Genomic DNA, 22,892 nt, shown 5'->3' with positions numbered 1-22,892 from the left:
CTTGCTCCCCTACTGGGGGAAAAAACGCAGACGCCTCCACCCCCCCCCCCCCCGCGCCCCCCCCCCCCCCCCCCCCCCCCCCCCCCCCCCCCCCCCGCCGCGCTGCGCGCGGCACCTCTGAATCTCTGCATCAGACTGCTTGCAGTTCCAGGAGGCCGGGATCATCGGCGAGCGAAGCGAGCACTTGAAGCCGTAGAGAAGGTTTCTACTCACTCCACCAACCGGCTTGGCGGACCGCGCTGTCAGAAGCGCAACAGGGCTGCAGTCGCGTCGTCGTGGCGCTTGCCCCGTGGCCATCGCTCGGCCTTCGGGTCGGAGTTCTCCATGGCACGGGTGCGGTCGATCAGGCTTTGGGGACCGTCGGCTTCGAGCTGATGCATTGCTTCGGGCCAGGTCATCTCGTGGAAGTCGTCCACCGGCCTTGCGGCTCCGTCCGTCAGCAGAGCCACGGCGGTGATGTCGGAGAGCGGGGCCGTGCCTGTCAGGGCTTCCTCGGCTGCCTTCGGGTCGTGACCTGCCACCCAATAGCCGTCAGCCTGATTCATCACGTCGCGCTGGGCGTAGGCGAGTTTGCGGCGCCTGTCCGTCTCGGTGAGCCCCTCCAAAGACGCTGCCATGCCGATGCGTTGGCTGGCGGTCACGTCGGATACGCGATGGTCGGCGATGGCTTGCAGTCCATCTGGCCCACTGATCACGATGGTTGAGTCGCTGAGTGCCAGCCACTCAAGTGACTCCCCGCGGACACGGGCCATGGCGACGGTCGCTGTCGGAGTCATGGGGTTGCTGAGATCGCAGGTCGATGCGTGCAGCTGACTCACGTGGTGGATGGAGTCCGCCAGGCACTCGGTCAGGCTGCTCTGCTTCTCGGTCGCCCTGCGGTGCAGATCCGTACCGAGCTGCTGGACGAACCACGGCACTCCGTGAACACATCCGGTGCTCAAGCCATCCGGGATGCCCGCGCCATCGAGTACGACTGCGACATCTGGGCTGGCGATGACGAAGTCTTCGTTCTCGCGGCCTGGCCTGGGTGAACTGGCGAACGAGACACGCATGTCAGGCGGCTTCGTGTCGAAGGATCTCGGTCACGGCTCGGGTGCCAGTGATCCGCTTGCTCCCGGCTTCGTAGTCACAGCCGATGACCATGGAGAACGGCTCGCTCCCGGCCTGCTCGTAGAGCTCTGCGAGGTGACCAGACAGGTAGTGGGCAACGCCCAGGGACCCGACTGCGTGCACACCGGCGATCAACAGGAAACTACCTTCACCGTCCGGCCTCGGCAGACGTCCGATATAGGCGACGTCCCCGCACTCCGGATCGCTCGGCTCGTCGCTCGGGGATGTGTAGACCTGCTGGCTTTCACGGTCGATCAGCGCCCACCTGCCGTCATCCAACATCTCGAATGACAGCCGGGGATCGGCCTCCAAGGCCGCGGCAGTGATCGGTGACGTCTTCGGCCCGCAGACGACCACCAGGCCCTCACGGTTGAGGTCGATAGCTCCGGAGGTGGGGATGTACTCAAGCTCTCCATCGAGCTGCATCCGGTGTGCCAGGTTGATCAGTTGCTGTCCTGTTGCACTGTCCTCCACGGCGACGAAGTCACGTTCGCCCGGTCGCTGCGGGACGGCGACGTGCACACGATCGACGCCGAGGAACGCACGCTCGGTCGGCGGGCCGGCGTCCTTGAGCTGGGCAACGCGAGCGCGGCTGACTCCCATGAGCTTGGCGACATCGGCCATGGACAGGCCGCTCTGACGCAGCCAGGCGATGCTCTCTTTGCGCATCCGGGACGTCTCCACGACGGCGGCTTGCAGCTCTTCCATCAGCTCAACTGCGGCCTTCACCCGAAGGCCGTGGTCCTTGATGGCTGCTACACGTCGGACTTCATCGATCATTGCCCGACGCCTCCGATCTGACGCAGGGCGGATGGCTTCACCCCCCGATGATAAGGGGGGCTTGACACTCGCGCCAGGCGGGTGCACCTTAGTGTTAACCCCCCCTTAGCAACCGCTGAGAGGGCGCCTCGGGTGATAAGCCCCCCTTATCGGCAGGAGTTGTCTTCATGCCTAGCTTCAAGATCGACACTTCGACCGCTGTTGTGTTCGTTGCGGTCGAGCCGAAGCACAAGGTGATCAACAAGGAGTCCGGCGAGATCGCCGTCGACCGCGAGACCAAGGCCAAGATGATGACGGTCGGCCTGACCATCGCGGACGAGGGCGAGGCCAACCTCTACACCGTCTCGGTGCCGGAGACCGGCGTCCCGGAGGGAATCACCCTCGGTATGCCGGTGAAGGTGGTCGGTCTCAAGGCCCGGGACTGGGAGAACACGTTCAACGGTGAGAAGCGGTTCGGGATCGCGTTCCGCGCGGTCGCGCTGGTCGCCCCCTCCGCGAAGGGCTGAGCCCCGGTGTCCGGCGGAGTGCTGTTAGCGCTGGCGGTCATAGCCGTCGCGCTGTTGATGGTGGCCCGGGTCAAGGCCCCGGCCGTCTACTGGATCCTGGTTGGCCTTCCGGCCGCGCTGTACCGGGTCCTGTCTTCCTACCGGCAGACCATGGAGGCCTGCGAGCTGACCGTGGCCCCGCCGTGGTGGCGGGTGTTCGCCAAGCGGGCCACCGGCACCGAGGAGCCCCGGCCCGGCATCCCGACGATCCGCGGAATCAGCCCGACCCGTACGGGACTTCGGCTGCGGCTTCGGCTGGCTGCGGGGCTGGAGCCGGAGGATGTGGTGAAGTCCGCGATCCGGCTGCGGCACGCCTGGGGCGTGTACTCGGTGCACGTGTCCGAGATCAAGCCGGGCGTGGTCGACCTGCGCATGACCGGCTTCGACATCCTCGCCCGGGTGCGGATGCCGCGCCGCCTGGCCCCCGGTCCGCTGGCCGCGGTGGTGGGGCTGCGGGAGGACGGTCTGCCGTTCGTCCGCGACTACACGGCCATCCCGCACAGTCTGACGCTGGGCGCCAACAAGTCGGGCAAGTCGATGCTGCAGCGCTGCCTGATCACCGGGCTTGCCCCGCTGCATGTGGCGCTGGTCGGCATCGACTGCAAGCGCGGTGTCGAACAGACCCCGTTCGCCCCGCGCCTGTCCGCCCTGGCGACCACCCCGGACGATGCGGATGGGCTGCTGGATGCCCTCGTCGGGGAGATGGAGGAGCGGTTCGACCTGCTGTGCCTGCACCAGGGGATCACGCCCGGCACGGCGTTGGAGGACATCACCTCCGACATCTGGGATCTGCCGAAGAAGATCCGGCCCGTCCCGATCGTGGTCCTGGTCGATGAGATCGCCGAACTGTTCCTGACCGCCTCCAAGACGGACGCGGCCCGCCGGGACCGCATGGTCACCCAGCTCGTCCGTCTGGCCCAGCTCTCCCGCGCGGTCGGTATCCATCTGGAGATCTGCGGGCAGCGCTTCGGCGCCGAACTCGGCAAGGGCGCGACCGCCCTGCGTGCTCAGCTCACCGGCCGTGTGGTGCACCGCTGCAACGACCGGCAGACCGCCGAAATGGGCCTGGGCGACATCGACGAACTCGCCGTCGTGGCAGCGACCAGCATCCCGGCCGAACGGCCCGGGCTCGCGATCGCCGGGGACTCCTCCGGCGGTTGGTCCCGCATCCGCACCCCCAGGACGAGCCTGGGTGAAGCCGCCGCCGTCTGCCGCGAGTTCGCCCACCTGACCCCGCACCTGCCGACGCTCGCCGCCTGGCGCCCCCAACCCGCGGAGCCCATCGAGGTCCTGGCCCCGGAGCCTGCTGCGGCTCCCAGCACCTCGTAACACCCCTGCCTCACCCCGGTCGGCGCGACCGCATCGCGCCAGGTCCCTACCCGAGCCATGCCCAAAACCCCGACAGGAGGCGCCTGCCATGGCTGCCAGGAAGACCACCGCCCGTGCGACCAGGGCGAAGAAGTGCCCGGACTGCAAGGGCACCGGCGAGACCACCGAAACGGTCCGCGTCGGCTCCGTCCGCAAGTCCCGCGAGACCACCGACCGGCAAGCCGCGCTGTGCCTGACCTGCTTCGGCACCGGCCACGCCACCAACTGACTGATCCCCGCCGGGGCTGGGCGGCAGGAGAACCCCCTTCCCCGCCCGGCCCTGGCCCCCACACCCCGAAGGAGGTGAAGACCATGACCCGATCGATCCGACCGGACGCAGTCCTGGTGCAGGCCGTGATCGCCGGAGCGCTGTCCTTCGCCCACCTGCATGACATCGCCGAAGCAGCCGGACAGCACGGCTGGAAAGCCTGGGCCTACCCCGTCTCCGTCGACCTGCTCCTCGTCGCCGCCTGGCGACGGCTGCGCACCCTGCGCACGACCGGTGCCCGTACCCGTGCGGCATGGACCTGGTTCGCTGTCGCGCTGGCCGCATCACTCGGTGCCAACGTCGCCACCGCGGGACTCCTCGACCTGAACGACGTGCCCGACTGGCTGCGCATCCTCGTCGCCGGATGGCCCGCCCTGGCCTTCCTCGGCGGCACCCTCCTGGTCCACACACCCACGACCGCCGAGCCCGACCCGGTGACAGTGCCGGCCGAATCGGCCCCCGCCCCCGCGCCCGTCGAGCCGGTGACGGATGCGGTCGAGACCGCCGAACCGGTCCCGGCTCTAACCGCACCCGTCATTGAGTCGGAACGGGAGTTGGAGCCGGTGAACGTGCCGCCCGCCCTGGTCGATCACGCCCGCAAGGTCGCCGATGCCCACCGCGCGCAGACCGGCTCCCCGATCGACTCGGACACCCTGCGCGACCGCCTCGGCCTGCCCGCACCGATGGCCTCCCAGCTCGCCGCCCAACTCGCCTGAACCGAAAGGAGACCCGCCCCATGGACGTCCCGCTGTGGTTCGCCCTGATCGTCGTCGGCTGGCTCGGCGTGAAGCTCACCCGCCCCCCGGCCTGGCTCGTCCTCGTGCTGCTCCTCGGCGGCTACCTCATCGCCGACAGCGTCCTCGCCCCCGCCATCGACACCGCCCTCAAGTAACCCCGCCCAGAAGGGAGAACACCCATGATCCGTCCCCGTATCCCGGTCAACCCGCTGCCCACCGGCATCGTCATGCCACTCGCTCAGCCCACGGCCATCGAGCAGCAGCACCACGCGGCCTGCGCGTGCCAGCACATCGCCACGGCCCCGGCTCCGGTGCCCGCTCCTGTGGCTGGTCCGTCGCTGCGGCTGACTCCGACCGGGCTTCTGGCCGTGGTCGGCGGCGGGGCTGCCGTGGTCCTGGTCGTCGGCGCGGTCCTGGTCTCGCTGCTCCTGGCCGTCGCCGTCACCGGCGTCTCGGTCGCGATCTGCGCCGTGGTCCTGCGCTCGCTCCTGAACGACTCCCGGCGCCCGATGTGCTGACCGGCCCTCCGGGCGGCCCTGAAACCGCCAAGTCTCCGCCGCCCGGACGGCCCAGCCCCTACCCGAACTCAACGATCCGGAAGGACTTCCCATCATGCCCCAGCACCGCCCTGCCCAGACCCGCGTGTGCCCGGCCTGCGACGGCTTCGCCTCCGTCGCCATCACCCTCGGCGGCCGCAACCGCGCCGGACACCTGAACACCATCACCGCCCACTGCAAGCCCTGCGACGGCACCGGCACCATCCCGGCCGCCCGCGCCCTGCTCCACACCGCGGCCACTGCCGCCTTCAACCGCCGCTGACATCCCTGGCCGGGGCCCTGCCCGCCACTGCGGCGGCCGGTGCCCCGGCCCTTCCCTTTCGGAGAGGAGGAACCCTCGTTGACCACGGCCACGACTGCACCGCCGGTGGGAGATCTCGCCTTCCTCGCCCGGCTGGGCACGATGCCCGCTCTCGTCCGCCAGCTGCGCGGCCTGGGCGGCTGCACCACCCCGATCCGGCTCGACGGCCACCGCACCGAGCATGCGCTGAACACCGCCACGGGCGAGATCGGCGCGGTACTGCATCACCTGGACGCGGCCGACATGCCCGCTGGGAACCTGCTGGTGCGCTGCAACAACCGCCGCGCCACGCGCTGTGCCTCGTGCGCGGAAACCTACCGTCGCGACACCTACCAGCTGATCACCGCCGGGCTCCGCGGCGGTAAAGGCACCCCGGAGGCGGTCGCCACCCACCCTCGCGTGTTCGCCACCTTCACCGCGCCTGGCTTCGGCCCCGTCCACAACCGCCCCACCAAGGGCCGCTGTCGCTGCGGTGCCCGGCACGCCGACGACGCACCTGAGTTAGGAATCCCGCTCGATCCTGAGTCGTACGACTACGAAGGCGCGGTGTTGTGGAACGCGCACGCCTCCAAGATCTGGGCCCGCTTCTCCATCTACCTGCGCCGCGAGGTCGCCAAGCGTGCCGGACTCAGTCAGCGGGAGTTCGCGGGGCATGCCCGGGTCTCGTTCGCCAAGGTCGCCGAGTACCAGCGGCGCGGCGCCATCCACTTCCACGCCGTGATCCGGCTCGACGGCCCCGCCGGTGGCGACACCCCGCCCCCGGCCTGGGGCACTGCCGAACTCCTCGCCGACGCGATCCGTGCCGCCGCTACCGCTGCCGAGGTGCCCGGCCCTGTCCTCGACGGCGGCGCCCACACGTTCGCCTTCGGCCGCCAGCTCGACATCCGCACCATCCGCACCGCCGACTTCGACGGATCGAACCAACTCACCGACAAGGCGGTCGCCGCCTACATCGCCAAGTACGCGACCAAGGGCGCCGAGACCGCGACTGGCACCCTTGATCGGCCGCTTCGGTTCCTCGCCGAGCTCGCCCGGATGAACCTCCCCGGGCACGCTGAGCGGCTGATCCGCACCGCTTGGGCACTCGGCGCCCGCAAGGACCTTGAAGAGCTCCGCCTGCGGGCTTGGGCTCACATGCTCGGCTTCCGCGGCCACTTCTCCACCAAGACCCGCCGCTACTCCACCACCCTCGGCGCCCTGCGCGCCGCCCGCGCCGAATGGCGACGCCTGCAAGCCGCCATCGCGCTCGGTGACCAAACGCCCGTGCCGGCCGATCCGGACAGTGACGACACCACCCTCGTCCTCGCCCACTGGACCTACGCCGGAACCGGCCTCACCCGCGGCGAGGAATGGCTCGCCGCCGCATTCACACCCGACGCCTCGGAAGGAGACACCGCCGCATGACCGACCGACTGCTCACCGTGGACCAGGTGGCCCAACTCCTGGGCACCACCGTCCGGTTCCCCCGGCGACTTATTGAGGAGCGTCGGATCACCTACGTGAAGGTCGGCCGACATGTCCGCATCCCCGAGAGCGCCGTTGCCGACTTCGTCACGGCACACACTGTCGAGCCGGTGACGGCCCGGCGCGCCACCCTTCGGAGGGCTGCCTGATGGCCAACAAGAAGGGCAACCGTCGACGCTTCGGCGCGGTGCGCCAGCTGAAGTCGGGCCGATGGCAGGCGCGCTACCGCGACCCGGCCACGGGACAGCTCCGCAGCGCAGAAAAGACCTACACGACCAAGACCGACGCTGAGGTGGCGCTGACGCACATCGAGGCCGACATCTCCCGTGGGCAGTGGGACGACCCAGGCAAGGGGGCCGTTCTCTTCGCTGAGTACGCGGACGCATGGCTGCGGGACCGAAAGCTGGCCGACCGCAGCAGGGAGCGCAATGAGGCGGTGATCCGGCTCCACATCAAGCCGACATTCGGCGCTGGGACTCTGGCAGACGTCACCACATCACGCGTCCGGGCCTGGCGCGGGAACCTACTCGCTGAGGGCGTGGGGGAGCCGACCGTCGTCAAGGCATATCAGATCTTGCGCGCCATGATGACTACGGCCGTGGACGATGAGCTGATCCGCCGCAACCCCTGCCGGGTCAGGGGAGCCGACCGGTACGACGTGCCCGAACGGCCGGTGTTGACTGTGGCTGAGGTGTACGCCGTGGCCGATGCCATCGTCCCGCGCTACCGCCTGCTCGTGCTGCTGGCAGCCTTCACGACCCTGCGGTTCGGTGAGCTGGCGTCGCTTCGCCGCCGTGACATCGACGTCTCCGGGCGCGTCGTCCTGGTCCAGCGGGCGCAAGCGGAGATGCAGAATGGCAAGCTCTTCGACAAGGCTCCCAAGTCGGCGGCTGGCGTCCGGCCCGTCGCTTTCCCTGACGAGATCCTGGCCGATGTGACCCAGCATCTGGAGCGCTTTGCGGGTGCTGGCAAGGATGGCCATGTCTTCCTCGGGCCGCAGGGCGGCCGCCTCCGTCGCAGCAACTTCCGGGACGACTGGATCAAGGCGCGCACGAAGGCGGGCATCTCTGCTGGCGTCCACTTCCACGATCTGCGGCACACCGGAAACACCTTGGTCGCTGCTGGGGCCAGCACGCGCGAGCTGATGACCCGCATGGGCCACAGCACTGCACGGGCCGCGTTGATCTATCAGCACATGACCGCCGACCGTGACCGTGCCATCGCTGATCGCCTCGGCGCGATGATCCGCCAGCGACAGGGCGACGCGGAGTCCTAGTGGCACGTGCGTGGCACGCCCACGATCATGCGAAAGGGCCAGTTCCAGAGGATCAAGCCTCTGAACTGGCCCTTACTGCTGTGCCCCCGGCAGGATTCGAACCTGCGACACCCGCTTTAGGAGAGCGGTGCTCTATCCCCTGAGCTACGGAGGCGTGGCCGGCCGGTGTGGCGGGCAGCCGTGGACAGGGTAGCGGATGGGGGCAGCGCGGTGCTGGCGGTGGGTGGGTGAGCGGAGCGGCGCGGCTGGGTGAGGGAAGGGCCGGATGCGCAAACGATCAATGACTCTGTGTTATATAGTCCGCCGCAACGTGTAGGTAAGGGGATCGTGGATGACCAATTCCGCCCCACTGGTCTCCGTCCTGGCGGATGTCAGTGAGCTGAGCGACGCAGAGCTGGCCGAGCTGCCGGACACCGTGTTCGGCGCCATCATGTCGCGGCTCAGGGACGACGTGCTGCATCCCTCCGGCGAGCCCGTGTCCGCCTTCACGTCGGCGCTCAATCAGCTTCCCTGAGACCTGTTGTGACGTTCCGCCAGTATCTGCTGAAGCTGCATGGGCGGTGCAATCTCTCGTGCACGTACTGCTACGTGTACGAGGCCGCCGACCGGAGCTGGCGTGCGAAGCCCCGTCGAATGGAACTGGCGACCGTACGACAGGTGGCCGGGCGGATCGCCGAGTACCGGCGGAGCGCGGAGACGGCCGGGAGCGCGTCCGGGATCGCCGTCACGTTGCACGGTGGGGAGCCCCTGCTCGTCGGGGCGGGGCATCTCGACGAGACCCTGACCCTGTTGCGGGGCGCCCTGGACCGGACCGCGGGGGGCGTCGCGTACGGGGTGCAGACCAACGGGGTGCTGTTACGGGACGACCCGGAGCTGCTCCGGGTGCTGCACCGGCACGGTGTGCGGGTCGGGGTCAGTGTGGACGGGACCGCTGCCGATCATGACCGCTACCGGCGGTTCGCCGACGGGCGGGGGAGTCACGCGGCGGTCGCGCAGGCGCTGCGGATCCTCGGGGCCGAGGAGAACCGGGTCCTGTTCAGCGGGGTGCTGTGCACGGTCGATCCGACGACCGACCCGGTGGCGACCTACGAGGCGCTGCTGGAGTTCGCGCCGCCCCGGATGGACCTGCTGCTGCCGCACGGGACCTGGGGCAACCCGCCGCCCGGACTGCGGGGCCGGGTGCCCCCGGCCTCCCCGCCCGTACCGAATCCCGTATCCCGTTCCGCACCGCAGCCCCTGCCGGATCCCGCCCCGACTCCTGTGCCGGAACCTGGACCGGAAGGGACGGGGACTCCGTACGCCGACTGGCTCTGTGCCGTGTTCGACCGCTGGTACGGGGCCCCGCGCCGGGAGACCGGGATCCGGCTGTTCGAGGAGCTGATCGTGCTTCTGCTCGGCGGCCGGGCGAGCAGCGAGATGGTGGGAACGGGACCCGCGGACCTCGTGGTCGTGGAGACGGACGGGTCGCTGGAGCTGGCCGACAGTCTGAAGGCGGCGTACGACGGGGCGGCGTTCACGGGGCTCGGCGTGTTCAGGGACTCCTTCGCCGAGGCCGCCCGGCATCCGGCCTTCCGGACGCCGCGTGCCGCGCCCGTCTGTGCGCGCTGCCCGTTCTCGGGGGTCTGCGGCGGCGGGCTGTACGCGCACCGCCACCGGCCGGGAGCGGAAGATCCCTTCGGGCATCCCACCGTGTACTGCCACGACATGGCCGTCCTCATCGACCACATCCGGCGGCGCCTGGAAGCCGACGTCGCCGCGTTCCGAGCCGAACGGCGTACGACCCGGAAAGCGATGGCCCGGTGACCGTGACCTCCCCGCACCTCATCCCGCGCCGGACCTTCCTCGCCCTCGCCCGCGGGCGCGGCGGCCCGGACGCCGTCGCCGTACTGCGGGCCGGGCAGCTGAGCAAGCGGCGGCTGCTGCTGAGCGCGGTGCGCAGGGTCGCCGAGGAGCGGCGGCCCAAGGCGGCCCGTGAGGCGCGGCTCGCCGAGACGTACGAGGAGTTCCGGCGGATCGGGCAGCGGTCCCGCGAGCGCTGGGAGGCGGTGCTGCTCCAGCCGTATCTCGACCTGTGGGCCGCTGGCTGTCTGCGCAGGCTGTACGGCGAGGAGGACGGCGAGCCGCAGCTGCGGGAGCTCGCGGAGTTCCTGCGGGCGCCGGGGTCCGTCGTACGGCTGGAGGCCGCAGGACACCGGCTCACCCTGCGGATCGACGACCGGGGGCCGTACCGGCAGGCGCACGGGGAGCCCGTGCCCGGGCCGCTCGACCCGGACGAGCTGCGCGTGTGGGAGGGGCTGCTCGCCGAGGCGTGGCGGCTGCTCGCCCACCGGCACCCCTGGTACGCGGAGGCGGTGGGCGCGGGCCTGTCCACCCTGGTGCCGCTGCTGCCGGGGCCCGACGGGACCGCCGTGTCCTCGGCCGTACGGCGCGGCTACGGCGCGGTCGGGGTGTCGCTGCCGTCCGACCCGCAGCGGCTCGCCCTCGCCCTGGTCCACGAGTTCCTGCACATCCAGCTCGGGGCGCTGCTCGATCTCGTACCGCTGCACTCGCCGGACTCGGGGGCCCGGTACGACGCGCCGTGGCGGCCCGATCCCCGGCCGGCCGGGGCGCTGCTCCAGGGGACGTACGCGCATCTGGGGGTTTCGGACTTCTGGCGTGCCGAGCCCGGCGCGGGCGCCGCGGAGCAGTACGCGCACTGGCGCGGCCGTACCCTCGAAGCCGCCGACACCCTGCTGGGCAGCGGTGAACTCACCGACGACGGGCGGGAGTTCGTGGGAGAGCTGCGCCGGACGCTCATCGAGTGGTAGCCGGAACCGCACCGACCGGTAGGCGAGTTCTGGCCAGAACGTGACGGGCGGCTTAGCGGATCCGCGCAGAGGGCAATAACCAGCAAACCCAAAGGGTATTGAGCCCCTGCCGGGGCGCTGTGAGTCTGCGTTGAGCAGCCGGAGTCATGGGGGAGCCGGTGGGGCCGTACTTCTTCCTGAGTTACGCCAGGGACGACGACAAAGACGCGTACGTGCACCAGTTCTACGACGACCTCTGCGCGCAGATCATCGAGCTCTCCAACAGCGCGGCCCAGGTCCCCATCGGATTCCGCGACAACAGCTCGATCCGGATCGGTGAGCACTGGAGCGAGCAGCTCGAGATCGCCCTGGGCAGCTGCCACTCCATGGTGGCGCTCTACTCCCCGGCCTACTTCCGCAGCATGTGGTGCTCGCGCGAGGCGGGCGTGATGATGCGCCGCGCCGGCCAGTACTTCGCGCGCACCCAGCGGGGCTCCTCGGCGCTGATCCCCGTGCTGTGGCAGCCCGTCGAGGTACCGCAGGAGGTGTCCCACATCCAGTACCTGACCGACGGCTTCGGCTCCTGGTACGCGGACGCCGGGCTGCAGCGCCTCCTCCAGCGGGCGCCCACGGGAGAGGACTACAAGGGCGCGGTCCGGCTGATCGCCCAGCGTGTGCTGGACGTCGCCCAGAACGAGGAGCTGCCCGTGCCCGAGCAGCCGGTCCGGCTGGCACAGGAGCCGTTGTCGTTCCAGCCGCGGACCGAGCCGACCAGGCCGGGCAGCACCGTGCAGTTCTTCGTCGCCGCGAGCACTGCCGACTCGGCCCCCGGGCACCGCCGCGGCGCGCCCTACTACGGCCCTGCCGGGCTGGACTGGAATCCGTACCACCCGCAGCAGGAGTACCCGCTCTACCAGCAGGCCCAGCGTCTGGTGACGGCGCAGGGGTACGGGACGGCCTACCGCGAGGTGGGATCCGGCCTCACCCGGCAGCTCAACCAGGCCTGGCGCGACGACCAGGTGACGATCCTGCTCGTGGACGCGTGGAGCGCGCCCGGCGCGCCCTACCGTCAGCCGCTGGAGCAGTTCGACCGCACCGAGCATCCCGCGACGGGCGTCCTGGTGCCGTGCCATCCCCGGGAGGAGCGGGACCGGGACGAGCTGTGGATCAAGGTCTCCGAGGTCTTCGAGCGCAAGTCGTCCCGGGGCATGCACGACCGGCAGTTCCAGCTCCGCGTCTGCTTCGACGACTTCAAGAAGGCGCTGGGCCAGATGGTGTCCGCCGCGCAGAACAATCTGATCCGCAAGCGGCACGCCGCCCCGCCGCCCGGTGACGACGGGGACGGCGGCGCGACCGCCGTCCGGCCGATCCTGCGCGGCCCCAGCAGCGGCCCGAAGGGCGGGGCCCGGGCGGGCGGCGGCACTCCGTCCGGCGGAAGCGGCACGCCCGGGAGCGGCACTTCCGGGAGCGGTACGCCCGCGGCCCGCCCGCCCCGCTGGTCCGGTGGCCGCGCGCACATTCCGTACGACCCGTATGCCTACGACCCGTACCCGTACCCGTATCCGCACAGCTCGCATGATCCGCTCGGCCGTCGCCGTGAGGGAGGACCAGGACGATGAAGAGCGCAGGCACACGCGAGCCCGGCACCGCGGGCACGGACGCGCCCGCCACCGCGGCCGGGGACGAGCCCGGCACGGTCGTCACGTTCTACTCGTTCAAGGGCGGAGTGGGCCGGACGATGGCGCTCGTCAACACCGCCTGGATCCTCGCCGGGAACGGGCTGCGGGTGCTGATGGTCGACTGGGACCTGGAGGCGCCCGGACTGCACCGCTACTTCCACCCCCTGCTCACCGACCCCGAACTCAGCTCCACCGACGGTGTCATCGACCTCATCCGCGACTACGCGATGCGCGCGGACGAGCCGGGTCCGGGACCGGGTCCGGGTCCGGGCGGGACCGGGGACAGGACGGCCGAGCAGGACCGGGCCCGGTGGTTCCGTGAGCGCTGCGACGTGGACCGGTGCATCGTCGGCGTCCGGGAGGACTTCCCCGACGGTGGGCGGCTGGACTTCCTGCCCGCGGGCCTCCAGGACGACGGCTACTCGGCGGCCGTGTCCACCTTCGACTGGGACCACTTCTACACCCGGCTGCGCGGCGCCGCCTTCCTCACCGCGCTCCGCGACGAGCTGCGCGGCCGCTACGACTACGTCCTGATCGACAGCCGCACGGGCCTGTCCGACACGGCCGGCATCTGCACGGTCCTGCTGCCCGACGTGGTCACCGTCTGCTTCACCCTCAGCGCCCAGTCCATCCAGGGCGCGGCGGCCGTCGCCGAGTCCGTCCGCGCCCAGGTCACCAACCGGCCGGTCCGGATCCTGCCCGCGCCGATGCGCGTCGAGTACGCGGAGCAGAAGAAGCTGGAGGCGGGCCGCGATCTCGCGCGCAGCCGCTTCCTGTCGTTCCTCGACGGCATGAGCAGGGACGAACGCGACCGCTACTGGGGCGATGTGGAGATCCCGTACCGGCCGTTCTTCGCGTACGAGGAGATCCCCGCGCCGGTCGGCGACCGGCCGCACCAGGGCACCAGCCTGCTCGCCGCGTCGGAGCGGCTCACCGGGCGGCTCACCGGCGGCCGGGTGACCCGTCAGCGGCCGATGCCGGAGACCCGGCGGCGCGCGCTGCTGTCCCTGTACGAGCGGACCAAACCGCCCGTGCCCTCCGACCTGTTCCTCAGCTACGCGCCGGCCGACCGGATGTGGGCGGAGTGGATCGCCGCCCGGCTCCGCGCACTCGGCTACCAGACGGTGATGAGCGGCGCCGCCGAGCACGCGGGCTCCGACGCGCAGACCGAGGTGCGCCGCGCGCTGGAGGGCTCGGGGCGGATCGTCGTGCTGCTCTCTCCCGACTACGTCCGGCTGCCGCACGCGCACGAGGTGTGGAAGTCCGTCTCGGCCCGTGACCCGGAGGCGTCGCAGCGGATGCTGATCCCCGTCCGCATCCATCCGGCCCCGCTGCCCGTGCCGTTCGGCGATCTGGTCGCCGTCGATCTCGTCGAGCGCGACGACCAGGGCGAGGCGGAGGCCGCGCTGCTGGCGGCGGTGGGGCGGCCCGACCCGCTGGCCGGTGAGCCCGTACGGCCCGCGGGCGCGGACGACGACCAAGGGCCGCGCTACCCCGGCACGCCGCCGCCGGTGTGGCATGTGCCCACCCGCAACGCGGCGTTCACCGGGCGCGGGCGGACGCTGGAGGAGATGCGCGACGGGTTCGCGGCGGGCGGTCCCCTGGGCGGGCCGCCGCAGGCCGTGTTCGGCATGGGAGGGGTGGGCAAGACCCAGGTCGCCATCGAGTACGCGCACCGCTTCGCCGCCGACTACGACGTGGTCTGGTGGATCAACGCCGGCCAGTCGAGTCTCGTACGGCAGGAACTGGCCGCGCTCGCCGCCCGGTTGGGGCTGCCGTCGGGGGACGACGTGGAGACCACGTCCAACCGGGTGCTGGACGCGCTGCGGCAGGGCCGTCCGTACCGGCGCTGGCTGCTGGTCTTCGACAACGCGGAGCATCCGGAGGAGCTCGCCCCGCTGATCCCGGCCGGAACCGGGCATGTACTGGTGACCTCGCGCAACCGGGCCTGGGCGGACCGGGCCTCGCAGGTCGAGGTGGAGGTGTTCGCCCGCGAGGAGTCCGTACGGCTGCTGCAGCGGCAGAACCCGGATCTGCCGGAGACGGACGCGGCGCAGGTCGCGGAGGCGCTCGGCGATCTGCCGCTCGCCATCGCCCAGGCCGCGGCCTGGCTGGAGCAGTCCGCGATGCCGGTGGAGACCTATCTGGAGCTGCTGAGCACCCAGCTCGCGACGATGCTGGAGCAGGAGCCGGCCACCACCTACCCGCGGTCCGCGGCGGCGACCTGGCTGCTGGCGCTCGCCAAGGTCCGCGAATCGATGCCGGCGGCCGCCCAACTGCTGGAGATCTGCGCGTTCTTCGGCCCGGACCCCATCCCGATGTGGACGCTGTACGGGCAGAAGACGGCGGAGCTGCTGGCGCGGCACGACCGGCGCCTGGTCCACTCGGTCCGGATGGGCGCCCTGTTCGCCGAGATCAACCGGTACGGACTCGCCCGCACCAACCAGAGCGACAAGACCATCAGTGTGCACCGGCTGGTGCAGGAGGTGCTGCGCGCCCAGCTCCCGCGCGAGCGGTGGCCCGTCATGCGCGCCCATGTCCACGCGATCCTCGCCGAGGCCAACCCGAGGAACATGGAGGACCCGGCCTCCTGGGACCGGCACGCCTCGCTGCTGCCGCACATGAAGCCGTCGCGCGCCTTCGCCAGCGAGGACGACGCGGTGCGTCGCTGGATCGCCGACTCCGTGCGCTATCTGTGGCGGCGCTCCAACCACAGCGCCGCGGTGGAGACGGCGGAGCGCGCCCTGGCCGTCTGGGAGCCGGTCTTCGGCGAGGACGACGCGCTCGTGATCTATCTGCGCACGCAGTACGCCAACGCGCTGCGCTCCAGCGGCCGGCTGGAGGAGGCGTACGCGATGGACGAGCAGGCGCTGCGCCGCGCCCGCGAGGTGCTCGGCCCCGACGACTACTACACGCTGGTCGCCGCCGCGAACCTCGGCGCGGATCTGCGCGGCAAGGGCGCCTACAGCCAGGCGCGGGACATCGACCGTGAGACGTACGCGGTGAGCCGGCGGGTCTACGACGCCGGTGAGGAGCGCCTGCTGATGGCCGCCAACAATCTCGCCGTCTCGCTGTTCCTGGTCGGTGACCGGTGGGGGGCCCGCGACCTCGACCGGGAGGTGTGGGAGACCCGCAAGGAGGTCCTCGGCAAGGATCATCCGTACACGCTCACCTCGGCCAGCAACTACGCACGCGGGCTGCGCGAGACCGGATCGGTGAACGAGGCGCTGCGGCTGCTGCAGGAGACGGTCAAGGCGTTCCGCGAGAAGACCGGCGACCGGCATCCCGAGACCCTGCAGGCCGCCCGCAACCTCTCCGCGGTGCTGCGCCGCACCGGCCGGTACGAGGAGGCCAGGGCGCTCAGCACCGAGAACTACGACATCTCGATGTCCGTGCTCGGCCCCGACCACCCGGACACCCTCTCGGCGGCCACGAACCTGGCCTGCGCCCTGGTCGCCACGGGGGATGCGCAGGGGGCGCGGGATCTCGCCAGGGAGGCGCTGAACCGGCACCGGACCCAGCTCGGCGAGCGGCATCCGTTCGCCCTGGCGTGTGCGAACAACCTGGCCGTCTATCTGCGGCTGACGGGCGAGCGGGAGGCGGCCCTCGCGCTGTCGCGCAGGACGCTGCAGCAGTACCGGGAGGTGCTCGGACGCGACAATCCGTACACCCTGACGAGCATGATGAACCACGCCACCGACCTGGTCGCGGACGGCGATCTCGAAGGCGCGGTCCGGCTGGGGCGTGAGGCCTACGACGACTTCGTCCGGATACTCAGCGCGGACCACTACGACGCGATCGGCTGCGCGTCGAACCTCGCGATCGATCTGCGGGACTCCGGGGCGGCGGAGGAGGCGCGGGCGCTGCACGAGGACGCGCTGGCGCGGGCGCGGGTGACCATGGGGCCGGAGCATCCGACGACGCGGGCGGTGAAGGACTGGATGCGGCTCGACTCCGACATCGAGCCGCCGGCCACGTAGCGACTGCCCGGTGGATCAGGCAGCCCTGCGAGATCCGCCGGAGGGACCCTGCGGGACCATGGACCAGCCTTGACGGGGTGCGGGGCGGAACATAGCGTCGGCCCCTGCTGAGCAAGCGCTTAGGGAGGGAACCGAACGTGCCGCACCCCCAGGACTCCGCAGGTCTCGTCCAGGACTACGCGGGTCTCCTCACCGCGCCCGGGGCGCCCTTCGCCGCCGTGGACGGGGTGTACGTGTCCGGACCGCGCACGCTGCGCGAGTTCGTCGAGGCCACCTGGGCGTTCGGGGACCGGCCGTTCCTGGTGGCGGAGAGCGGGACGTACACGTACGGGGAGTTCTTCGCGGCCGCTTCGTCGCTGGCAGGACGGCTCGTCGAGGTGTACGGGCTGCGGCCCGGCGACCGGGCCGTCGTGGCGATGCGCAACCACCCCGAATGGCAGATCGCCTTCTGGGCGGCGCAGCTGGCCGGTCTGGTGGCCGTGCCGCTGAACGCCTGGTGGACCGAGGAGGAGTTCGCGTACGCCCTCGACGACTGCACGCCCGGCGTGCTGCTCGTCGACGGGGAGCGGCTGCCGAGGGTGGAGAAGTGGGCGCGCGGGCGGGTGCCCGTCGTCGTCTTCCACCACGACGGGCCGGCCGGTGAGGGCGTGGAGCGCTACGAGGACCTCCCTGCCCCCGACCCTGCCGCCGCGCCGCCGGACGTGGAGGTGCGCGCCGAGGACGACGCCACGATCATCTACACCTCCGGGACCACCGGCCGGCCCAAGGGCGCCGTCGCCACCCAGCTCGCCCAGGCCGGGGCCGCGATGAACCCCCGCTACACCGCGGCGGCCTCCGCGCTCGCGCGGGGCGTCCTCCCCGGGCAGGGGCCCGCGCCGGTGAGCCTCATGACCTTCCCCTTCTTCCATGTGGCGGCCTTCACCACGCTGTACTCGGTGATGGCCGTCGGCGGGACGCTCGTCCTCATGCGCAAGTGGGACGCCGGCCGGGCGCTCGCGCTGATCGGGAAGCACGGCGTCACGCACTACTCCGGTGTGCCCACGACCGCGCTCCAGCTGCTGGACGCCGCGGAACGCGAAGATGCCGCGCTGGAGACCCTCACGCACCTCAACACGGGCGGGGCCGCCGCGCCGCCCGGTCTCGTCGCGCGGCTCACCGCCCGCTACGGGCAGCGGATCGAGCCCCGCAACGGCTACGGGCTGACCGAGACCAGCGGGGGAGTGACGGCCAACTTCGGTGCCGAGTACCGGCAGTTCCCGGACAGTGCCGGGCGGCCCACCCCGGCCACCGAGGTGCGGATCGCCGGGCCGGACGGCGAGGCACTGCCGGAGGGCGAGGCCGGTGAGCTGTGGCTGCGCGGGCAGTCCCTGGTGCGCGGGTACTGGGGCGACGAGGACGCGACGCGTAAGGCGTTCACGCCGGACGGCTGGTTCAGGACCGGCGACGTCGCGACCGTGCGGGACGGCCGGGTCTCGATCGTCGACCGGCTCAAGGACATGGTCGTCCGCGGCGGCGAGAACGTGTACTGCGTCGAGGTCGAGGCCGCCCTGCACGACCATCCGGACGTGGCCGACGCCGCCGTCCTGGGCGTTCCGCACCCCGTCCTCGGGGAGGAGGTCGCCGCAGTGGTCCAGCGCCGGCCGGGCGCCACGGTCACCGCCGGTGAACTGCGGGCGCACGTCGGCAGGACCCTGGCCGCGTTCAAGGTGCCGGCGCATGTCGTCGTGGGGGACGAGTCCCTGCCCCGCAATCCCACCGGGAAGATCCTCAAGCGGGAGCTGCGCGGGCCGCTCGCGGAGCGGCTCGGCAAGGGCTGACCCGGCAACCCGGGAACGGCTGACCGAGCAACCGCCCGGAACGGCTGATCGAGCAGCAGCCCGGAACGGCTGACCCGGCAGCCCGGGAGCAGCTGGCCGGGCAGGTCAGGAACGGGTGACGCGCACCCGGTAGGTGCCCTTCGCGCTCTCCGACAGCACCGTGATCCGGATCTTGTTGCTGCGGTCGGTGAACGACTCGCCCGGCCGGTACGGGGCGTCCGACAGTTCGGCGTGCACATTGGGCCGCCGGGTGCAGCCGCCGCTGTCCTTGTCGCTGTCGACGACCGACACCGGCCCCTGACCGGTGTCGATGTCCGTCTCGACGCGGTAGACGAGGACCCCCGGCTCGCAGACGGCCTCGTCGTTGCCCGCCCGGGTGCGGACCTCCACGGCGTAGCCGGAGTCGGCGGCGAACGGGACGAAGACCAGTTTGCGGCCGCCCCTGGTGGCCAGCGGGGTCAGCTCGTACTCGCTGCTGCCGGGCTCGGAGGCGCAGCCGACCTGGTTGTTGTCGAGCCAGCCCAGCTTCCATTTGTGCCAGCCGAGCAGATCGTTGTTGGCGCCCCAGTCCTCGGACATGATGTCCCAGTGGCCGACCGCGCCGCCGCCCTCCGAGGTGTAGAGATCGGGCAGGCCGAAGACATGGCCGTTCTCATGGGGCAGCACCCGGTAGCCCGTCTCGGAGTAGGTACCCGAGCCGTCGTCCTGACGGCTGTAGATGAACGAGGTGTTCCCCAGCGCCACCCCGTCCGCGTAGGGTGCGTCCGGGTTGCCGGAGAAGGTCACGGACAGCACGGTGTCCAGCGCCGAAGGACCCGCGTTCGGCGTGACCAGGATGTTGACCAGGTCGTACGCGCTGAAGTCCACCTGGTGGTCGGTGGCGGCCACGATGTCCTGCACGAGCTGGCGGTAGCCAGGCTCGTACGGTGCTCCGCGCTCTATCCCGTACGCGGCGAACGGCATGGGCATCCGCAGCCAGTGCGGGAGCGGGACCTCGGGACGGTAGACGAGACGCCCGTACGAACTGGTGGCGTACCACTGCTCGGTCTGCGGGAAGAACTCCCCGAAGCGGTCCAGGGCGGTGCCCGCCCCCTCCGCGTCCGGGAAGTCGATCATCAGGTTGAGCGCGCGGACCTCGCCTTTGGAGCGTGCGTAGCCGGGCGGCGTCGGTACGCCCTCCGACATCTGGACGCCCATGGTGGAGGCGATACGGCACGGGCCGAGCGCCGACTCGTCGGCCGTGGCCACCGGTCCGGCCTGGGCGCGCGAAGGACCTGGGAGGGTCGAGCTCGCCGAGGTCAGCGCGGCGAGGGAGAGCACCGCTGCAGCGCCGAGCACGCCCGGTCTGCGTATCCGGCGGCGGGTGTGCTGCATGCGTCGTCCGCCTTCGGGTCCGCGGCAGCCGGCCGGTCCCGCGCTGCGCTCCGTTCGATCAGCCTGATTCGGGCGGTGGGAGGGCGCGCGCCGGGTGAGCCGATCGTGCGACACGGCGGACAGGCGAGTATGACCCAGGTCACATGGATTCTTTTCCGGACCGGGAAATATCCGGGGAGTGACTCCCCGTTTGCATGGGTGTCCCCACGAACCGGGGACGAGGTCCCCGGTTATGCGGGGGTGTTGTGACTCGACATGACCAGAGAGCCAGAGAGGGAGTGGAGCCGTGAACTCCGCCACCGACACCGCGGTGCGCCGCGCATCCCGGCCGCGGGCCGACGCGCTGCGCAACCGGGAGCGGATCGTGACGGCGGCCCGCGAGATGTTCGTCGAGTTCGGCCCCGAAGTGCCGCTCGACGAGGTCGCCCGCCGCGCCGGCGTCGGCAACGCGACCCTCTACCGGAACTTCGCGGACCGGGCCGCCCTCGTCCACGAGGTCGTCCTCTCCGTCATGCGCCGCACCACGGACCGGGCGGAGGAGGCGGTCGCCGAGGAGGCGGACCCCTTCGCCGCGCTGAGCCGCTTCACCCACGCCGCCGCCGACGAGCGGATCGGCGCCCTGTGCCCGATGCTGTCCGGCGGCTTCGACCGGGACCACCCCGAACTGCTCGCCGAGCGCGACCGGCTCGAAGGGGCCGTCCAGGGTCTCGTCCGGCGCGCACAGGCCGCGGGCCGGCTCCGTACGGACATCGCCGTCGGAGACCTGATGGTGGCGCTCTCCCAGCTCACCCGGCCGCTGCCGGGCACCGGTTGCCCGGAGTTCGACCAGTTCACCCACCGCCATCTGCAGTTGTTCCTCGACGGACTCGAAGCGCCCGCGCGCTCCGAACTCCCGGGCGCGGCCGTGACCTTGGAGGACCTGCGAAGCAAGCCCTGACCCGGGCGCCGGCCCGGCGCGCGCCGTGACCCGTCGTACGCGACCTCCTCGGCCCGCCCCGCACTGACGACATCCCACCCCCGGCTGACGACAGCCGACCCCGTACTCAGACAGTTCACCGCCGGCTGGCGACAGCCGGCGCCGTACTGGCGACAGTTCGCCCCCTCTGACGACCTTTTTTAACCACTTCGCACCCTTAGGTGGCTTCCCCCATGTCAAAAACGGCCGAGACTCACCTCCCGGACGCCGTCCGCCCCGATCCGAGTCGCTGGAAAGCGCTCGTCTTCATAGCCCTGGCCCAGCTCATGGTCGTGCTCGACGCGACGATCGTGAACATCGCGCTGCCCTCCGCCCAACAGGACCTGGGGATCTCGGACGGCAACCGCCAGTGGGTCATCACCGCCTACGCCCTCGCCTTCGGCGGACTGCTGCTGTTCGGCGGACGCATCGCCGACCTGTGGGGCCGCAAGCGCACCTTCGTCGTCGGTCTGCTCGGCTTCGCCGCCGCGTCCGCGCTCGGCGGCGCCGCGACCGGCGAGGCCATGCTGCTCGGGTCGCGCGCCCTGCAGGGTGCCTTCGGCGCGCTGCTCGCCCCGGCCGCCCTGTCGCTGCTCGCGGTGATGTTCACCGACGCCAAGGAGCGGGCCAAGGCCTTCGGCATCTACGGTGCGATCGCCGGCGGTGGCGGCGCGGTCGGTCTGATCCTCGGTGGCTTCCTGACCGAATACCTGGACTGGCGCTGGACGTTCTACGTCAACATCCCCTTCGCGATCGTCGCCGCGGCGGGCGCGTACTTCGTCATCCGCGAGCCGGCCGGCGGCCGTAACCGCTCGCCGCTCGACATCCCCGGCGTCATCCTGTCCACCCTCGGTCTGGTGGCGCTGGTCTACGGCTTCACGCGCGCCGAGTCCGACGGCTGGTCGGACGTGACGACGATCGGCCTGTTCGTCGCCTCCGCCGTGCTGCTCGCCGCCTTCGTCGCGGTCGAGGCCCGGGTGAAGTCGCCGCTGCTGCCGCTGCGCGTCCTGACCGAGCGCAACCGCGGCGGTGTCTACCTCTCGCTCGGTCTCGCCATCATCGCGATGTTCGGCCTCTTCCTCTTCCTCACCTACTACCTGCAGGTCGTGAAGGGCTTCTCGCCGGTCAAGACGGGCTTCGCCTTCCTGCCGATGATCGCGGGCATGATCACGGGCTCCACGCAGATCGGCGCCCGGCTGATGACCCGTGTCCCGCCGCGGCTGCTCATGGGCCCGGGCTTCCTGGTCGCCGCGGTCGGCATGCTGCTTCTGACGCAGCTGGAGGTCGGATCCTCGTACGCCGGCCTGATCCTGCCGGCGCAACTGCTGCTCGGCCTCGGCATGGGTACGGCCTTCATGCCGGCCATGTCGCTCTCCACGTACGGGGTCGAGGCCCGGGACGCGGGTGTCGCCTCCGCGATGGTGAACACCTCGCAGCAGGTCGGCGGCGCAATCGGCACGGCCCTGCTGAACACCATCGCGGCGTCCGCGACCACGTCGTACATCACCTCGCACGCGGCGGCCGCGACGAGCCCCGAGGCCCAGGAGCTGCTCCAGCTGCAGGGCATGGTGCACGGCTACTCCAGCGCCATCTGGTGGGCCGTCGGCATCCTGGCGGTGTCCGCCGCGATCGCGTTCACCTTCATCAACTCCGGACGGCCCGGCTCCACGGCCGTGGCGTCCTCCGGGGAGGGTGTCGAGGACGAGGTGAAGATCCCGGTCGTCGCGCACTGAGACAGTCGCGCACCGAGACAGGGGTCCGGGGCGTCGCCCTCGGACCCCTGTCCGGTCATGCGGGGGGCGGGGCGAAGCCCCCGATTCTCCCAGGGACTGTCCTAGGCCGTGTTTGAGAACTAGCGCCGTCCGCCCGCAGGGCGGGGCTCGCGGCGTCTGGTG

The 22,892-nt window shown here is 71.1% G+C and carries 21 protein-coding genes and 1 tRNA gene; 18 read left to right on the top strand and 4 right to left on the bottom strand.

What is annotated here, in order from left to right; all coding sequences use genetic code 11:
- Positions 1-242: 242 nt before the first annotated feature.
- Positions 243-1,052 (bottom strand): protein phosphatase 2C domain-containing protein, encoded by an 810-nt coding sequence (locus AC0699_RS25720; protein ID WP_478664414.1) that lies wholly within the window; start codon positions 1,050-1,052, stop codon positions 243-245.
- 1 nt (position 1,053) lies between these two features.
- Positions 1,054-1,890: a sigma-70 family RNA polymerase sigma factor gene (locus tag AC0699_RS25715; protein WP_478664411.1), complete on the bottom strand. Its 837-nt coding sequence runs from the start codon at positions 1,888-1,890 to the stop codon at positions 1,054-1,056.
- A gap of 167 nt (positions 1,891-2,057) precedes the next feature.
- On the opposite strand from AC0699_RS25715, the gene AC0699_RS25710 reads away from it, so the two are divergent.
- From AC0699_RS25710 to AC0699_RS25665, 10 genes are all read left to right on the top strand, one after another.
- Positions 2,058-2,396, top strand: coding sequence for an SCO3933 family regulatory protein (locus AC0699_RS25710; RefSeq protein WP_384076464.1), 339 nt, complete (start codon positions 2,058-2,060; stop codon positions 2,394-2,396).
- A 57-nt stretch (positions 2,397-2,453) separates the two neighbouring features.
- Entirely contained in the window at positions 2,454-3,764 is a 1,311-nt protein-coding gene (locus AC0699_RS25705; protein WP_478664444.1) for an FtsK/SpoIIIE domain-containing protein, read from the top strand.
- An 88-nt stretch (positions 3,765-3,852) separates the two neighbouring features.
- Positions 3,853-4,032, top strand: coding sequence for a hypothetical protein (locus tag AC0699_RS25700; protein WP_478664407.1), 180 nt, complete (start codon positions 3,853-3,855; stop codon positions 4,030-4,032).
- A gap of 83 nt (positions 4,033-4,115) precedes the next feature.
- Positions 4,116-4,787 carry a DUF2637 domain-containing protein gene (locus AC0699_RS25695; protein WP_478664404.1) on the top strand — a complete coding sequence of 224 codons (672 nt, stop codon included), beginning with the start codon at positions 4,116-4,118 and terminating at the stop codon, positions 4,785-4,787.
- A gap of 20 nt (positions 4,788-4,807) precedes the next feature.
- On the top strand, positions 4,808-4,963 hold the full coding sequence (locus AC0699_RS25690) for a hypothetical protein (RefSeq protein ID WP_478664403.1): 156 nt from the start codon (positions 4,808-4,810) through the stop codon (positions 4,961-4,963).
- 24 nt (positions 4,964-4,987) lie between these two features.
- The gene (locus tag AC0699_RS25685; protein WP_478664400.1) at positions 4,988-5,326 is read left to right on the top strand and encodes a SpdD-like protein; all 339 of its coding nucleotides are present in this window, start codon (positions 4,988-4,990) and stop codon (positions 5,324-5,326) included.
- 94 nt (positions 5,327-5,420) lie between these two features.
- Positions 5,421-5,627 (top strand): hypothetical protein, encoded by a 207-nt coding sequence (locus AC0699_RS25680; protein ID WP_478664397.1) that lies wholly within the window; start codon positions 5,421-5,423, stop codon positions 5,625-5,627.
- Positions 5,628-5,768: 141 nt separating this feature from the next.
- Positions 5,769-7,070 (top strand): replication initiator, encoded by a 1,302-nt coding sequence (locus AC0699_RS25675; RefSeq protein ID WP_478664441.1) that lies wholly within the window; start codon positions 5,769-5,771, stop codon positions 7,068-7,070.
- A complete protein-coding gene (locus tag AC0699_RS25670; protein WP_478664393.1) occupies positions 7,067-7,279 on the top strand; it encodes an excisionase family DNA-binding protein in 213 nt (70 codons plus the stop codon). The genes AC0699_RS25675 and AC0699_RS25670 overlap by 4 nt, the downstream gene beginning before the upstream one ends.
- Positions 7,279-8,406 (top strand): tyrosine-type recombinase/integrase, encoded by a 1,128-nt coding sequence (locus AC0699_RS25665; RefSeq protein ID WP_478664390.1) that lies wholly within the window; start codon positions 7,279-7,281, stop codon positions 8,404-8,406. Before AC0699_RS25670 ends, AC0699_RS25665 begins: the two co-directional genes overlap by 1 nt.
- A gap of 81 nt (positions 8,407-8,487) precedes the next feature.
- On the opposite strand, the gene AC0699_RS25660 is transcribed toward AC0699_RS25665, so the two are convergent.
- Positions 8,488-8,560, bottom strand: a tRNA-Arg gene (locus AC0699_RS25660).
- Positions 8,561-8,737: 177 nt separating this feature from the next.
- Between AC0699_RS25660 and fxsA the strand changes: the two genes are divergently transcribed.
- The 6 genes from fxsA (at position 8,738) to AC0699_RS25630 (ending at position 18,668) form a co-directional block, all read left to right on the top strand.
- Positions 8,738-8,920: an FxSxx-COOH cyclophane-containing RiPP peptide gene (gene fxsA / locus AC0699_RS25655; RefSeq protein ID WP_478664386.1), complete on the top strand. Its 183-nt coding sequence runs from the start codon at positions 8,738-8,740 to the stop codon at positions 8,918-8,920.
- Positions 8,921-8,928: 8 nt separating this feature from the next.
- Entirely contained in the window at positions 8,929-10,209 is a 1,281-nt protein-coding gene (locus AC0699_RS25650) for a radical SAM protein (RefSeq protein WP_478664383.1), read from the top strand.
- The gene (locus AC0699_RS25645; protein WP_478664380.1) at positions 10,206-11,213 is read left to right on the top strand and encodes an aKG-HExxH-type peptide beta-hydroxylase; all 1,008 of its coding nucleotides are present in this window, start codon (positions 10,206-10,208) and stop codon (positions 11,211-11,213) included. The genes AC0699_RS25650 and AC0699_RS25645 overlap by 4 nt, the downstream gene beginning before the upstream one ends.
- A gap of 146 nt (positions 11,214-11,359) precedes the next feature.
- Positions 11,360-12,811: a TIR-like protein FxsC gene (locus tag AC0699_RS25640; protein ID WP_478664378.1), complete on the top strand. Its 1,452-nt coding sequence runs from the start codon at positions 11,360-11,362 to the stop codon at positions 12,809-12,811.
- Positions 12,808-16,851 carry an FxSxx-COOH system tetratricopeptide repeat protein gene (gene fxsT / locus AC0699_RS25635; RefSeq protein WP_478664376.1) on the top strand — a complete coding sequence of 1,348 codons (4,044 nt, stop codon included), beginning with the start codon at positions 12,808-12,810 and terminating at the stop codon, positions 16,849-16,851. The genes AC0699_RS25640 and fxsT overlap by 4 nt, the downstream gene beginning before the upstream one ends.
- Positions 16,852-16,988: 137 nt before the next feature.
- Positions 16,989-18,668, top strand: a complete 1,680-nt coding sequence (locus AC0699_RS25630; RefSeq protein ID WP_478664372.1) for a class I adenylate-forming enzyme family protein — start codon at positions 16,989-16,991, stop codon at positions 18,666-18,668.
- 105 nt (positions 18,669-18,773) lie between these two features.
- Here the strand turns inward: AC0699_RS25630 and AC0699_RS25625 are convergent, their stop codons facing one another.
- The gene (locus AC0699_RS25625) at positions 18,774-20,042 is read right to left on the bottom strand and encodes a M6 family metalloprotease domain-containing protein (protein ID WP_478664370.1); all 1,269 of its coding nucleotides are present in this window, start codon (positions 20,040-20,042) and stop codon (positions 18,774-18,776) included.
- A 286-nt stretch (positions 20,043-20,328) separates the two neighbouring features.
- On the opposite strand from AC0699_RS25625, the gene AC0699_RS25620 reads away from it, so the two are divergent.
- Together AC0699_RS25620 and AC0699_RS25615 are read left to right on the top strand one after the other, a co-directional pair.
- Complete coding sequence (locus AC0699_RS25620; RefSeq protein ID WP_478664366.1) at positions 20,329-20,979, top strand: TetR/AcrR family transcriptional regulator; 651 nt, start codon at positions 20,329-20,331, stop codon at positions 20,977-20,979.
- Between the two features lie 212 nt (positions 20,980-21,191).
- Positions 21,192-22,730, top strand: coding sequence for an MFS transporter (locus tag AC0699_RS25615; protein ID WP_478664363.1), 1,539 nt, complete (start codon positions 21,192-21,194; stop codon positions 22,728-22,730).
- The last annotated feature ends 162 nt before the right edge of the window (positions 22,731-22,892 follow it).

The organism is Streptomyces sp. NPDC043870 (assembly GCF_056435785.1).
The sequence above is the reverse complement of the archived record's forward strand: the minus strand, read 5'-3'. Positions and strand labels throughout refer to the sequence as shown.

What these genes read in the sequence shown, in the direction of transcription:
- AC0699_RS25720 (WP_478664414.1), bottom strand. Translation starts at nt 1,052, where the DNA reads ATGCGTGTCTCGTTCGCCAGTTCACCCAGGCCAGGCCGCGAGAACGAA.
- AC0699_RS25715 (WP_478664411.1), bottom strand. Translation starts at nt 1,890, where the DNA reads ATGATCGATGAAGTCCGACGTGTAGCAGCCATCAAGGACCACGGCCTT.
- AC0699_RS25710 (WP_384076464.1), top strand. Translation starts at nt 2,058, where the DNA reads ATGCCTAGCTTCAAGATCGACACTTCGACCGCTGTTGTGTTCGTTGCG.
- AC0699_RS25705 (WP_478664444.1), top strand. Translation starts at nt 2,454, where the DNA reads ATGGTGGCCCGGGTCAAGGCCCCGGCCGTCTACTGGATCCTGGTTGGC.
- AC0699_RS25700 (WP_478664407.1), top strand. Translation starts at nt 3,853, where the DNA reads ATGGCTGCCAGGAAGACCACCGCCCGTGCGACCAGGGCGAAGAAGTGC.
- AC0699_RS25695 (WP_478664404.1), top strand. Translation starts at nt 4,116, where the DNA reads ATGACCCGATCGATCCGACCGGACGCAGTCCTGGTGCAGGCCGTGATC.
- AC0699_RS25690 (WP_478664403.1), top strand. Translation starts at nt 4,808, where the DNA reads ATGGACGTCCCGCTGTGGTTCGCCCTGATCGTCGTCGGCTGGCTCGGC.
- AC0699_RS25685 (WP_478664400.1), top strand. Translation starts at nt 4,988, where the DNA reads ATGATCCGTCCCCGTATCCCGGTCAACCCGCTGCCCACCGGCATCGTC.
- AC0699_RS25680 (WP_478664397.1), top strand. Translation starts at nt 5,421, where the DNA reads ATGCCCCAGCACCGCCCTGCCCAGACCCGCGTGTGCCCGGCCTGCGAC.
- AC0699_RS25675 (WP_478664441.1), top strand. Translation starts at nt 5,769, where the DNA reads ATGCCCGCTCTCGTCCGCCAGCTGCGCGGCCTGGGCGGCTGCACCACC.
- AC0699_RS25670 (WP_478664393.1), top strand. Translation starts at nt 7,067, where the DNA reads ATGACCGACCGACTGCTCACCGTGGACCAGGTGGCCCAACTCCTGGGC.
- AC0699_RS25665 (WP_478664390.1), top strand. Translation starts at nt 7,279, where the DNA reads ATGGCCAACAAGAAGGGCAACCGTCGACGCTTCGGCGCGGTGCGCCAG.
- fxsA (WP_478664386.1), top strand. Translation starts at nt 8,738, where the DNA reads ATGACCAATTCCGCCCCACTGGTCTCCGTCCTGGCGGATGTCAGTGAG.
- AC0699_RS25640 (WP_478664378.1), top strand. Translation starts at nt 11,360, where the DNA reads ATGGGGGAGCCGGTGGGGCCGTACTTCTTCCTGAGTTACGCCAGGGAC.
- fxsT (WP_478664376.1), top strand. Translation starts at nt 12,808, where the DNA reads ATGAAGAGCGCAGGCACACGCGAGCCCGGCACCGCGGGCACGGACGCG.
- AC0699_RS25625 (WP_478664370.1), bottom strand. Translation starts at nt 20,042, where the DNA reads ATGCAGCACACCCGCCGCCGGATACGCAGACCGGGCGTGCTCGGCGCT.
- AC0699_RS25615 (WP_478664363.1), top strand. Translation starts at nt 21,192, where the DNA reads ATGTCAAAAACGGCCGAGACTCACCTCCCGGACGCCGTCCGCCCCGAT.